Below are 12821 nucleotides of genomic sequence, written 5' to 3'. Positions count from 1 at the left end.
CTTTACAAGCAGACTAGAGTCATCACATTCCTCTCACGGTGACTACTCCCCCCGCAAGAATCTATTCATATTTCTAAAGTGGTAAGCTTTTCATGATGTCTTGCTCTTACGAAATTTTAGCTGTATAAAACCATATAGTAAAATCACTATTGATACAGCGGAATAATGCGGATTAGTATGGCAGGCGATAATAATTCCTAAGCTACCAAAAGCGATCACACCTTTGATGGAAAATTGCACTAACCTTTTGTTAAGACTTTCAAATGCATTGTCCATCTTGCTCATGTAATGAATCATATATAAGCTAATTACCAACAGTAAGAAGGTAATCGACCACCAAGAATACAGGATAACCGCAATGATTGTAATAGGAATCAGAACTGGAATAAAACCAATTATTGCCCAACGCCTCATCGTCCTACGGTAGCTTTCGATATTCCAAGGCAATACTTGCACAATACCTGAGTGAAACCGATCGACAAACAAACTTGCACAAAAGGCAGTATAGATATGGATACTTAAAGCGATTAAAATCATGCCTAGAAACTCATTAAAGAAGGATAAAACTGTAATGGCCAATACTAAGCCACCAATAACTTGTACGATATATTCTATATTCCCTCTAAAATGCTGTAACCATAGCCTTCTATAGATAGCAGAGTCTGTATAAACAAATGGCTTCTTTCTAGATGCTCTATTCAAAAATAAATTGTGCTTTCTTTGCCGTTTAAATTTCACTTTCGTAGCTTTTGAAACGGCAGGCATATTCCAGACTAAGAAATCATTTACCTCTGTCACTCTTCCCCAATTGATATTGGTGAACATTCGTTTAAATAGTAGAAAATTACTGAGCACAACGATAGTGAACACAATAAAACTAATAATCATATTTACTTGGGTTACCGTTCCTAAAAAGTTAACCAATATAAGTACAACGAAAAGGATGAACCTAGGTATAAACCTCACTTGAAAAAGCTTCCATTGTGGAATCGTCATGAGCAACTCAATCAACCAAAACACAGCTAAATATACAACGATAATTTCTGGTTTAATCGGGGTAATTAAAATGATAGCAGCACTAACGATAGCGTATTTCAATAGTAGCTTTACCCACTTCTCAAGTGCTGTAAAGAGAACAATTCGCTTCATTTCATATGGAAGCATAGCTAATTGATACTCAGAACTAGTAATCAAAATGCCAGGATTACGAAAGGACTGAAACACATAGCGTAAAGGAAGAATAGAAAATATGAGCCAAAATCTTTCGGTTAGCTGTTCCTCAATGAATAGAAACTGATCTTGATAAGCTGCTAAAAAATCATTAAAGATAAAAATGCTAGCAAACACGTATCCACCAACAATTAAAGAATAGAGGCTTGTTGTTAAGTCAAAGGACAGCGCCATCATTTTCTTATATACTTTCATCTTCTTGCGGGCCCTGCCTCGTCTAATTAACCAATATGCTTGCCAAGAAGAAGCATTATTCATTACACATCACTTCTCCTCTTAATCGTTTCAAACTCTTCAATTAATCCTTTATGTAATAACTCTCCTTCCTGAAGCATGATAAATTGGTTAGCAAGTCCTTTAACCCGTTCCAATTGATGCGTGGTTAGAAGTATAGCCGTTCCATTCGCTATCTTTTCCTTTAACAATTCTTCAAAGTAATCTATCGCATATATATCAAGTCCCATAAAAGGCTCATCAATTAATAGAAGGGGAACATCGGGAAGCATGGCACAAATCGTTTGTACCTTTTGTCGCATCCCTTTCGATAATGACTCTGGGTATTCATCCAACTTCCCTGTTAATTCAAACCCTTCTATATATCGCTCTATTCGTTTCATTAGCTCGCCTTCTTGAATACCATAGCTCTTACCGTACAATTGAAAATGTTGCATAGCGGTTAGCTCCGACATTAATAATGGCTCTTCTGGAATAAACGCTATTCTCCGTTTAAATTCGAGAAAATGTTTATCTTGACTATAGGTTTTCTCAAGCGTTATTTCTCCATTTGATTTTTCCTGAATCCCCATTATCGTCTTCATTAAGGTAGATTTACCTGCTCCATTATGCCCAACCAATGCAACAACAGACCCCTTCTCTATCGAAAACGAAACATTATTTAATAATCTAGTAGAAAGCACGTCAACATGTAATTCATGGACATCTAACACGTTCATTTTCTATCATCCTCTCTTTCCTTTACTATTACGATATTTTAATAAAAAGGTTTCAATTTCAACAATATGCCACACTAATTACGGTAAAATCCGAATATTATACATCGTTTTTTGTCGTTTTTTGTAAAAAACGTGTAAAAATAGTGTAAATTACACAAAAAAAGCCTAGCTTTTTCTAGTATTTTGTTATTTAATAAAATAGTAAGAAAAAAATAATCTTTATATTTTTTAGGAGGGTCACAATGAAGAAACTTTATGGTCTAGTGCTTATTCTCGGACTAGCACTTGTACTTGCAGCATGTGGAGGCTCTGGTGATGAAAAAAAATCATCAGACGAAAATACATCAGGAGATTCAAAAAAAGAAGAAGCAAGTGAAGGAATGGTTCCTGATACATTAGTAATTGGTTTCGTACCGTCTCAGGATTCAGATAATATTGCAGATACTGTAGAACCTTTAGCTAACCGCTTAGGTGAAGAGCTTGATATTGAAGTTAAAAGTCAAGTTATGACAGACTACAATGCACTAGTTGAAGCAATGGGTGCTAACCAAGTACATGTTGGTTTTATCCCTGCATTCGGATATGTTCTTGCAAATGAGCAATATGACGTTGAAGTAATCTTAAAATCTATCCGTTATGGATCAGGTACTTACAAAGCACAATACGTAGTACGTGCTGATTCTGGTATTGAAAGCCTTGAAGATTTAAGAGGAAAAGTTTGGGCATATGCTGACCAAGGTTCAACTTCTGGTTATTTATTCCCTGCAAACCAATTAATGGAAGAGTTTGACATTGCGACTACTGCTGAGTTGGAAACTGATTTCTTTAATGGTACAAGACAAGCTGGTGGACATGATAACGCAGCAATCCTTGTTTATGAAGGTGATGCTGATGTTGCTACTACTTTCGACGATGTACGTACTGAACTTGAAGAAGAATATCCAGATATCATGGAGAAATTAAAAGTTTTAACATACACAGAAGATATTCCTAACGACACAATCTCTGTAACGAAAGAACTAGACAAAGAGTTTGTTCAAAAAATTAAAGATACTTTCTTATCCTTTAACGATGATGAAGATATGATTCAAATCATGAACGATGTTTACAACTGGGATGCTATCGATGAAGCGAAAGATGAAGAGTATCAAGTAGTTAAAGATACTTACGCTAAATTCAAAGATTCTGTTGGTTTCTAATAGAAGTAACTAGTTTAATAACATAACAAAGGGGAAGGTTAGTTGACTTCCCCTTTGTTATGTTACATTTTGTAGAAAAATGTTACAATATATGAAAAACTTAGCCTTTAATGGAGGACTTATTATAATGATAGAATTTAAAAATGTGGGCCTTGTCTATCCTAATGGAACGGAAGGTTTAAAAAACATTAATGTAAAAATCAATGATGGCGAATTCGTTGTTATTGTTGGATTGTCAGGTGCCGGAAAGTCTACATTTATTCGTAGTATTAATAGATTGGTAACCCCTACTTCTGGATCCCTTCTAGTAGATAATGAAGATATCTTAAAATTCAAAGGTAACAATCTTCGCAAACTTCGCACGAAAGTCGGCATGATTTTCCAAAATTATAACTTAGTCAAGCGTTCAAATGTTTATAAGAACGTTCTAGCCGGTCGTTTAGGACATACTGGTACCTTACGATCCATCTTTAGTCTTTATTCTAAAGAAGATAAAGCATTAGCTTATGAAAGCTTAAAACGTGTTAATATTGCAGAAAAAATTTATAGCAGAGCAGATGAACTAAGTGGTGGGCAACAACAGCGTGTAAGTATTGCACGTGTATTAACACAAAAGCCTAAATACATTTTAGCGGATGAGCCAGTAGCATCACTGGATCCACCTACTTCTCATCAGGTTATGACGTACTTAAGAAAGATCAATAAAGAAGATAATATTACAACCATTGTAAACCTACACTTTATAGATATGGCAATGGAATATGCGGATCGTATCATTGGTATGCGCGCTGGAGAAGTAGTATTTGACGGACCCGCCTCAGAAGTAACCGAAAAAACATTCGAAGAAATTTATGGCCGTTCTATTCGTGAGGATGACTTGCGTGGAGGTGCAGAGGAATAGTGACTAAGGAAAATAGCACATTAACACAAAAGTCAGTACCTCTTTACCCTGCGAAAACTAAAATGCAAGTAACCATTATCTTTTTTGTAATTCTAGGAATCTATATTTTTAGTATGATCAAGACGCAAGAAGATATGGTAGGGGGCTTCAGTGGCGCTCTAGGAAATATGTACGTTGTTATTGAAAAGTTCTTCCCACCAAATTTCGCCGTATTATCAGCGATTTGGAGTTCGATGCTAGAAACCATTAAGATGGCAATTATCGCCACTACGATTTCAGCAATTATTACCATACCATTAGCGGTTCTATCAGCACAAAACATTACAACATTTAAACCATTATATTATTTCATGAGAACGTTACTGAATTTATTACGTACTATTCCTGATTTAGTATTAGCAGTAATATTTGTAGGATTATTCGGCGTTGGTGTATTCCCTGGTATTTTAGCCCTTGCCGTTTTCTCTTTAGGTATCTTAGCGAAGTTGATTAGTGAGACAATTGAGTCAGTTGATATGAACCCATTAGAAGCAATGCGAGCTTCTGGGGGAAATGTATTTCAAGTTATCTGGTACTCATTAGTACCTCAAATAGCACCACAGTTCACTTCTCTAGTACTATATGTATTCGAAATTAATATTCGTGCATCTGTTGTACTAGGAATGGTTGGAGCTGGTGGTATCGGGCTAGTATTAAACCAGCAAATTAAGTTCTATAACTACCCAAATGCCATGACGATTATCCTAGTTATATTCGCAACGGTATTGATCATTGAGTACATTAGTAATAAGTTAAGGGAGGCATTGTTATAATGGAAAATTATCAATTACCTCCAAAGCCTGCTAAATCTACCTTTAAACGGGTTCGAACCATTACAATCTTAATTCTGGTAGCAGCCTTATATGTGTGGACATTCACTACTATTAATATTGATTGGGGAAGAGCGATCGAAAGGGCAATTAATAATTTCCATCGTGTTATTCCAAGACTATTCAGCCCCGACTGGGCAGCAGCTGCTGATGTAGGAGCTGCCATGCTGGAAACCGTATTTATCGCCTTTGCAGGTTCTTTAATGGCAGCAATCATTGCTGTTCCACTATCATTCTTAGCAGCGCAAAATATGATGGGTGGTAAAATTGTTTCTGTAATCGGTAAATGGATTTTATCTGCTATTCGTGCATTTCCGGATTTAATCTTAGCGATTCTTTTCGTAGTAGCAGTTGGACCAAATGCCTTTGCTGGGGTACTTGCCATTGCGATCGGCTCAACCGGTATGCTCGGTAAAATGTTCTCCGAAATTATTGAGTCAATCGATATGGATGTTGTCCAAGCTATGGAAGCTAATGGAGCTAACAAAATACAGATTCTATTCTATGGTGTCATTCCACAAATCATCCCTGAATTCCTATCTTATGCGATTTACCGCTTTGAGGTAGATATTCGTGCATCATCCATTCTAGGTATTGTTGGTGCGGGTGGTATCGGTACGATGATCGTATTCGCATCAAGTAACCGTAACTGGAATGAAATGGGTATGATTCTTCTAGGAATCATTATCGTTGTAACCATTATTGATTTTGCTTCTGCTAGAATTAGACGTAAAATAGTATAAGGAATGAAGAAAAACCGCGTGGGAACTAACCCAATGTTCGGTGCTTACTTTTCATTTAATCAGGAAACGAAATTGAAGAAATCCTCTTTAATTTCGTTTCTTTTATTCGTTGATAGACTAGATGGTTATTTTCTCGGTAGAAATACTAAGGTATTCCTAAATGCCAAGCAAGTACTAGTTTTTATAAGAAAGGATGTAGAATGTGTCAAATAAAACCATGCTCAAAATAATGTACACAAGTGATATTCATGGTCATGCCATGCCCCTATTATATGGTACGAACGAGGCTTACAATTTAGGGTTAGCAAAGTACACCTCAATCGTTAAACAAATTGTTCAAGAACATGATAATGTCATTGTTCTAGATAATGGGGATTTAATCCAAGGTACACCACTTATGACCCATTATGTAAAAGAACATCACGATAAAGAAAATCCAATGGTTGGGATTATGAATCGCATTGGTATTGATGCTAGTGTAATTGGAAACCATGAATTCAATTTCGGGAAAAAGATATTAACCGATGCGATAAACAGCTCTAACTTCCCTTGGCTCTCGGCTAACCTAGTTAATCAAGATGGAGAACCTTACTTTGGAAAGCCTTATATCGTTAAAGCCTTACCTAGTGGTATACGTGCAGCAATAGTTGGGGTAACCACACATTACATACCAAACTGGGAATCCCCAGCACATATTGAAGGGATTCAATTCCAAGATGCTCTTACAACCTTAAAGCATTGGGTAACACGGATTCGAGAAGAAGAACAGCCAGATATACTAATCGCGTCCTACCACGGTGGCTTTGAAAGAGATATTGAAACCGGTGAACCGACAGAGCCATTAACTGGAGAGAATCAAGGGTATGCCATGTGCCAAGAAATTGAAGGAATTGATGTTTTATTAACAGGACATCAGCATCGCATCCTAACCGGTGAGATAAATGGTGTGCTAATTGCACAGCCAGGAAATAATGGAAAAATGTATGGCGAAATAGAAGTGGAGCTAGAGCATGTGAACGACCAATGGAATATTACGAAGAAAAAAGCCGAAATAAAGCCTGTCAATGAAATCGAAGCTGATAAAGAAATAATGCACTACTTGAAAGAAATAGAATCTTCTACTCAGAGTTGGCTAGATTATCCTATCGGCTATATTGATGGAGATATGACCATAACAGATCCGTTAAAGGCCCGTACAACGAAACATCCGTTTATTCAATTTATTCAAAATGTACAAATGGATGTTAGTGGTGTCGATATCTCGGTTACCGCACTTCTCAATAATGAGTCTAAAGGATTCAAGTCTGTTGTTACGATGCGAGATATTGTCTCCAATTATATGTATCCTAATACACTGGTGGTACTTGAGCTTACCGGAAATGATATTATACAAGCGCTAGAAAAAACTGCGGAATACTTTGTTTTAGATAATGCTGGTAGCATAGTCGTAAACCCTTCCTATATTGAGCCAAAGCCACAGCATTATAATTATGATATGTGGGAAGGAATTAACTATACGATTAATGTATCGAAGCCAGTTGGTTCCAGAATTGAAGATGTAACATATCACGGTAACTCCTTAAAGATGGATGGAAAGTATCACGTTGTGTTAAATAACTATCGTGCCAGCGGTGGTGGAAACTTTGATATGTTCAAGAATAAACCGATTATCAAAGAAATTCAGCGAGATACTGCAGAATTAATCCATGCCTATTTTGAAAAACATAAAACCGTAAAAGCAGAAGTCCATTCTAATTTTACGGTTATATCCTAAAAAGAAAAATAGGTTATATAAAAAATAACTACTAGCACTACTCTGCTCCAGAAATCATACCCTTCCGACTAGTTAGATCTACGTATATTTCTGGAGCTAGAATGGTGCACTGTGTCATGATGCATCTATTTCTTATCATGTTGACTGTCTCAATTTTATAGTGACCTTTTTAATCATCATCTCTATCGTCATCATCACCTATTTCTGTATCGATAGAGATGGAGATAATGTCGCCTGTATAAGCATCTATATCGATTTCTGCTTCTCCATTAACACTTTCTATTTCAATTTCATAAATAAGACGTCCATCATCTTCATCTAATTCTAACTCTGTAATGATTCCATCAAACTCAGCAAGCGCAATTTTCTTGGCTGTTTCATAATCAATTATTGCTTTTTTTCCTTCCTTTTTGTTTTCTATTTTCCCATTATCTGCTTGGTTATCTTTCTTTGATTCCTCTACTACATTGTCATCTTGATTATCCTTTGAGTTAGTGGCCGTGTTGTCGTCTGAGTCATTTATTTTTCCGTTCTTACTTTCGGATTCAGATGTTGAATTGCTTGATGGTTTATCCTGTTTTTCAGAGATAGTTAAATTTGTTGATTCTTCTGTACTAGCATGACGTTCTCTTTGTTTAATCTTCAGTACTTCACCAGTATTACCATCTAATTTAATTTCATATTCCTTACCATTGCTTTCTACTTCAACCTCATAGACTACACTGTTAAAGCCCTTTTCCATTTCAATTTCTGTTATGGTTCCTGGATACTGTGCTGTTACAAGTTCCACAATTTCTTCTTTCGATAATTTAGGATCGGCTTGCGCAGCATTGGAATGATATATCCCTAAACCTAATACAGTAGCTATGGCAATACTAGAAACCGTAATTAATACTTTCTTTTTCATTTTTTATTTCCTCCTTATTTCCTCTTGATGTCTTTATCATATACATCGAGAATGAAATAACCATAAGAGAAAGATTAGAATTAGATTAGAATGTGCGTTACGTTAAAGGAAGCATGACTTGAAACGTTGATCCTTCTCCAGGACGACTATCTACTGAAATGGTTCCTCCATGTGAATGGATAATTGATTTCGCGATAGCTAGACCTAGTCCTGTTCCACCAGTGTTCCGACTCCTTGCTTTATCCATTCGATAAAATCGTTCAAATATCCGTTCTCTTTCTTCCTTTGGTATTCCTTGGCCAAAATCTCTAACAGATATATCAATTTGATTATCATGTGGAGCCATAGTAATTACTACATTATGGTCACTATACTTCAGCGCATTATCGATTAGAATATAGAATACTTGCCTCAATTGATCTTGATTACCTAATATATGGATTGGTTTTCCATTATCATGGAGCTCGATATTTCTATCATAGGCACCCGTAAATACCTCAATCGTCTTCTCCATTAATTCGGTAATATTGACGTTTTCACTATGTTCAATTTCCTTGTTTTTAGCTAAAGCCAGTAATTGTTCTACGAGCTTTTGCATACGGTCAGCTTCCGATCCAATTGCGTCTAGAGATTCCTTCCATAGCTCCGGATTATCCTTCCCCCGCCGTTCTAGTAATTGTGTATAGCTTTTGATAATAGAAATTGGTGTTTTTAATTCATGAGAGGCATCCGATACGAAAATCTCCTGCATCTCATAGTTGTCCTTCAAAGAATCAATCATATCATTAAACGTTTTTTCCATTTCATACAGCTCATCATTCGAACGATTAGTTAGCTCGATTTTTTTCCACTTCCCATATTTCATATTTTCTTTCATCGTACTAATCAGTGATTTAATGGGTTGAAGCAAAAATCGAGCCAATAGATTCCCAGCAATAATGATGGGAATGATGATGATAATCGAAGCAATGGTTAACACATAAAATAGATTTTTCATATTAGCAGTTAACGCAACTAGCTCTTTGTATACTTGAAGAGTAACGATGTCCCCGTCATTCCAAATGATTGGTTTAGAAACCGTAGCATATCGATTCCCTTCAAAGGTAATCACTTCCCGTACCTCTGATGTACCATATCCCCCTGGAAGGTCAAAATAATCCGCTGACTTCGAATGAACGAGAGGATCCCCCGATTCCGGATAGACTCGTATGATTCCATCAGCTGGCAAAAAAGCCTTTATCAACTCCCCAGGTGGTATTTCAGGATTTTCATTAACCGTTGCTATTACAGTATTTGTTTGTTCGGTTAGTTCGGTTAGCTCCGTTTCAACAGAATTCTGGTAAAACAAATAGTAAATCGAAGCGTTTATCATTAAAATAAACAGGAACATAAAAAAACTTGTAAACAACTGTATCTTGGTTCGTAGCTTCATACTAGGAATCCTTTATAGAATATCCGACACCACGTACGGTTTGAATATACTGTTTCGAATATCCTTTTTCAATTTTTTGACGGAGGTACCGAACATATACATCCACTACATTTGTCTCGCCAAAATAATCAAATCCCCACACCTGTTCAATTAATTGATCTCGTGATAGCACGATATTCTTATTCTTTAATAAACACACGAGCAAATCAAATTCTCTTGGAGTGAGTTCGATTTTATTTCCTGCACGCATAACTTCATGTGCATCCAAATCGACAATTAAATCCCCAACAGAGAGTGTATTCTTCTTTACAGTACTTTCTATAACAGGCTTTCTAAGATGCACACGGATTCTTGCTAATAATTCTTCGATTTGGAACGGCTTTGTAACATAATCATTAGCACCTAAGTCTAAGCCGCTTACTTTATCATGGACAGCGTCCCTCGCAGTTAGAAGGATGATCGGTGTACGTTCATCTGTACGTCTAATTCTACGAAGTACTTCTAAGCCACTTAATTCAGGGATCATAATATCCAGCAATACTAAATCCCACTCTTTCTCTTGCATAAGCCTTAATGCATCTTTACCATTATCTACAATCTCAGTAAGATAGCTTTCATATTCTAATTCAAGCTGTATTACTCTACTTAGCTTTTCCTCATCTTCCACAATAAGTATGACTGGTTGGTCCATTTCATCACCCACATATCCGTTCTTTTCGTTTACTATAACAAACAAAGATTAAAAAGTAATGAGAAACTATCGATTAAAATAATTGCTTTCCCATTTATTTCAGTAAATAATGATTACATATAAAGGAGGGATTGTTTTGTTAGCACTTGATCATATTGTCATTGCTGGAAAAAATGCTGAAGAAGCGAGTGAAAACTATCATAAACGTATGGCAATTAAAGCCATTAAGGGTGGAGAGCACGAAAATTGGGGAACGTACAATTACCTTGCCTATTTTTCAAATGAAAGCTATATTGAATGGCTTGGGATACAGGATTACGATAAAGCGAGTGAGAGTGATAACCCCTTAATCAAACATTTAGTTTATCGGCTAGACCAGAATAAGCCTGGCCCATTCCAATTTGCTCTCCGTACCAATCAAATGGACGAGTACTGGAAGCATTTTCAAGCGAACAATATTCCCTTTGATGGTCCTTTTTCTGGTGAAAGACTACGGCCTGATGGAACATTATTGACTTGGAGGATGCTGTTTCCGAAATATCATGTAGAGGATGAAATGCTACCTTTTCTAATTGAATGGGGTAATTCCAGTAATGCCCCTACAACACAAGGGTTAACCAATCCACAAGCCATCATGAACATTCATTACAGTGGTGTTAATAAAGCCACTTTTATGGATATTTATCAATTAAAAAACAGAAAAAGCCTATCTAACCAATTTTTATTAAGAAATTCCAAAATAAGTTTTAAGGAAAGTGGCGATTTATCGTTTGAATTGGTTTAATAAATAAAGTTCTATCCGAAACCGTGGTTAAATAAACTACCAACTAACTAATAAAAAATAAACCTAATTACCTCATAACGGCGTGATTAGGTTTATTATCGTACTACATCTCGTCTGTTTATTAACCTAATTGTTGATGTAGGAACTCTGTAACAGACTCAGGTGTTTTCGTATAGGCACTATGTTGATGGGCAAGCTTTTCTCCATTTTGGAAAATCAAAATACTTGGAATACCCATTACTTCATAGGTTTGTGCGATTCCTTCTAGCTCATCTGTATTTACTTCATACCAGGCATAATTATTAAACTCATCTAAAATCCCGTCTATAAACATGTCCATTCTCTTGCAGTCCGGACACCAATCAGCAAAGAATTTGATGATTACTGGTTTATCACTTTGAATTACTTCATTGAATTTATCCATTGATTGAATGTGTTCCATGCTATCTCTCCTTTTCCATCCTTATTGTAACGATTAAACAAACGTTTGTCTTATGAATTGCTTACTCCTTATATTCCACTCTTCCTAGTACATACGCTACAAATAAACCGCCTGCAAAAGTCACTACACTTAATAATAAGAAGGGAGTAGATTCTGGCCAGCCTGGAAATACAACAACTATTGAGCCAATGACTAGTCCAATAATTAAAGCAAACGTTCCACTACGATAATGCTTAAAAAAGTAGTGAATAAGCTTACTCATCGTCAGGATACCAAGAACAATTCCCAATCCAACAACAGCGATAATCGTTAATTGAAGATTACTAATCGCACTAATTACTGTAGCATAAACACCCATTACTAGCAGAATAAATGAACCGCTAATACCAGGTAAAATCATAGCAGCACTAGCAATAAACCCGGAAAAGAATAACAAAACATATGTAGATAAGGTAAACTCCTCTATAACTACCCCTTCGCTTTCATGCAGAAATACCATACCCGAAACGATTACTGCTCCAATAATTAGTAGTATATAATGGTTTACTTTAAAATTTGCCTTCACATCAGCTTGACGAAATAAATAAGGCAAAATACCAATTATGAGCCCTAAAAAGAAAAACTGAGTCGGTCCTGGAAAATCCTTAAATAACCATTCAATTAATCGACTTAATAATAGCACTGCACCTGCTATCCCAATACCTAATGGAATGAGAAAACCTAGGTGTTTTTTCCACTCCTTGCTAAATAGTCCATTTATAGAAGCAATTAATCGGTCATAAATACCTAAAAGGACTGCAATTGTACCGCCACTTACCCCTGGAATAACATCACTTGCTCCCATCATTAATCCGCGGTATATATTTTTCCATTCCATTGAAATATCCCCTTTTACA

The 12821-nt window shown here is 36.2% G+C and carries 13 protein-coding genes; 6 read left to right on the top strand and 7 right to left on the bottom strand.

Annotated features, from left to right (window positions below; all coding sequences use genetic code 11):
- Positions 1–90: 90 nt before the first annotated feature.
- Positions 91–1488, bottom strand: a complete 1398-nt coding sequence (locus tag KGF86_RS15195; RefSeq protein WP_186869678.1) for a hypothetical protein — start codon at positions 1486–1488, stop codon at positions 91–93.
- Entirely contained in the window at positions 1488–2183 is a 696-nt protein-coding gene (locus tag KGF86_RS15190) for an ABC transporter ATP-binding protein (protein ID WP_211742362.1), read from the bottom strand. The genes KGF86_RS15195 and KGF86_RS15190 overlap by 1 nt, the downstream gene beginning before the upstream one ends.
- A gap of 242 nt (positions 2184–2425) precedes the next feature.
- On the opposite strand from KGF86_RS15190, the gene KGF86_RS15185 reads away from it, so the two are divergent.
- The 5 genes from KGF86_RS15185 (at position 2426) to KGF86_RS15165 (ending at position 7669) form a co-directional block, all read left to right on the top strand.
- Positions 2426–3382 (top strand): phosphate/phosphite/phosphonate ABC transporter substrate-binding protein, encoded by a 957-nt coding sequence (locus tag KGF86_RS15185; RefSeq protein ID WP_186869676.1) that lies wholly within the window; start codon positions 2426–2428, stop codon positions 3380–3382.
- 127 nt (positions 3383–3509) lie between these two features.
- Positions 3510–4283 (top strand): phosphonate ABC transporter ATP-binding protein, encoded by a 774-nt coding sequence (gene phnC / locus KGF86_RS15180; protein ID WP_186869675.1) that lies wholly within the window; start codon positions 3510–3512, stop codon positions 4281–4283.
- Entirely contained in the window at positions 4283–5095 is an 813-nt protein-coding gene (gene phnE, locus KGF86_RS15175; RefSeq protein WP_186869674.1) for a phosphonate ABC transporter, permease protein PhnE, read from the top strand. The genes phnC and phnE (KGF86_RS15175) overlap by 1 nt, the downstream gene beginning before the upstream one ends.
- Positions 5095–5895: a phosphonate ABC transporter, permease protein PhnE gene (phnE, locus tag KGF86_RS15170; RefSeq protein WP_186869673.1), complete on the top strand. Its 801-nt coding sequence runs from the start codon at positions 5095–5097 to the stop codon at positions 5893–5895. Before phnE (KGF86_RS15175) ends, phnE (KGF86_RS15170) begins: the two co-directional genes overlap by 1 nt.
- Positions 5896–6112: 217 nt before the next feature.
- Positions 6113–7669 (top strand): bifunctional metallophosphatase/5'-nucleotidase, encoded by a 1557-nt coding sequence (locus KGF86_RS15165; RefSeq protein ID WP_186869714.1) that lies wholly within the window; start codon positions 6113–6115, stop codon positions 7667–7669.
- 169 nt (positions 7670–7838) lie between these two features.
- On the opposite strand, the gene KGF86_RS15160 is transcribed toward KGF86_RS15165, so the two are convergent.
- The 3 genes from KGF86_RS15160 to KGF86_RS15150 form a co-directional block, all read right to left on the bottom strand.
- Complete coding sequence (locus tag KGF86_RS15160; RefSeq protein ID WP_186869672.1) at positions 7839–8576, bottom strand: PepSY domain-containing protein; 738 nt, start codon at positions 8574–8576, stop codon at positions 7839–7841.
- Positions 8577–8673: 97 nt separating this feature from the next.
- Positions 8674–10008: a HAMP domain-containing histidine kinase gene (locus KGF86_RS15155; protein ID WP_186869671.1), complete on the bottom strand. Its 1335-nt coding sequence runs from the start codon at positions 10006–10008 to the stop codon at positions 8674–8676.
- Between the two features lies 1 nt (position 10009).
- A complete protein-coding gene (locus tag KGF86_RS15150; protein ID WP_186869670.1) occupies positions 10010–10699 on the bottom strand; it encodes a response regulator transcription factor in 690 nt (229 codons plus the stop codon).
- Positions 10700–10835: 136 nt separating this feature from the next.
- Here KGF86_RS15150 and KGF86_RS15145 point away from each other — a divergent pair, with 136 nt between their 5' ends.
- Entirely contained in the window at positions 10836–11483 is a 648-nt protein-coding gene (locus KGF86_RS15145; protein WP_186869669.1) for a VOC family protein, read from the top strand.
- 121 nt (positions 11484–11604) lie between these two features.
- Here KGF86_RS15145 and KGF86_RS15140 read toward each other — a convergent pair whose 3' ends face one another.
- Positions 11605–11925, bottom strand: a complete 321-nt coding sequence (locus KGF86_RS15140) for a thioredoxin family protein (RefSeq protein WP_186869668.1) — start codon at positions 11923–11925, stop codon at positions 11605–11607.
- Between the two features lie 61 nt (positions 11926–11986).
- Positions 11987–12802 carry a DUF368 domain-containing protein gene (locus KGF86_RS15135; protein WP_211742361.1) on the bottom strand — a complete coding sequence of 272 codons (816 nt, stop codon included), beginning with the start codon at positions 12800–12802 and terminating at the stop codon, positions 11987–11989.
- Positions 12803–12821: the final 19 nt, after the last annotated feature.

It is taken from the genome of Ornithinibacillus massiliensis (assembly GCF_018310345.1).
Taxonomy (GTDB): Bacteria; Bacillota; Bacilli; order Bacillales; family Amphibacillaceae; genus Ornithinibacillus; species Ornithinibacillus massiliensis.
The sequence above is the reverse complement of the archived record's forward strand: the minus strand, read 5'-3'. Positions and strand labels throughout refer to the sequence as shown.

Bases quoted from the DNA above. Each gene is read 5' to 3' on its own strand.
- KGF86_RS15195 (WP_186869678.1), bottom strand. From the start codon at position 1,488: ATGAATAATGCTTCTTCTTGGCAAGCATATTGGTTAATTAGACGAGGC.
- KGF86_RS15190 (WP_211742362.1), bottom strand. From the start codon at position 2,183: ATGAACGTGTTAGATGTCCATGAATTACATGTTGACGTGCTTTCTACT.
- KGF86_RS15185 (WP_186869676.1), top strand. From the start codon at position 2,426: ATGAAGAAACTTTATGGTCTAGTGCTTATTCTCGGACTAGCACTTGTA.
- phnC (WP_186869675.1), top strand. From the start codon at position 3,510: ATGATAGAATTTAAAAATGTGGGCCTTGTCTATCCTAATGGAACGGAA.
- phnE (WP_186869673.1), top strand. From the start codon at position 5,095: ATGGAAAATTATCAATTACCTCCAAAGCCTGCTAAATCTACCTTTAAA.
- KGF86_RS15165 (WP_186869714.1), top strand. From the start codon at position 6,113: ATGCTCAAAATAATGTACACAAGTGATATTCATGGTCATGCCATGCCC.
- KGF86_RS15160 (WP_186869672.1), bottom strand. From the start codon at position 8,576: ATGAAAAAGAAAGTATTAATTACGGTTTCTAGTATTGCCATAGCTACT.
- KGF86_RS15155 (WP_186869671.1), bottom strand. From the start codon at position 10,008: ATGAAGCTACGAACCAAGATACAGTTGTTTACAAGTTTTTTTATGTTC.
- KGF86_RS15150 (WP_186869670.1), bottom strand. From the start codon at position 10,699: ATGGACCAACCAGTCATACTTATTGTGGAAGATGAGGAAAAGCTAAGT.
- KGF86_RS15140 (WP_186869668.1), bottom strand. From the start codon at position 11,925: ATGGAACACATTCAATCAATGGATAAATTCAATGAAGTAATTCAAAGT.
- KGF86_RS15135 (WP_211742361.1), bottom strand. From the start codon at position 12,802: ATGGAATGGAAAAATATATACCGCGGATTAATGATGGGAGCAAGTGAT.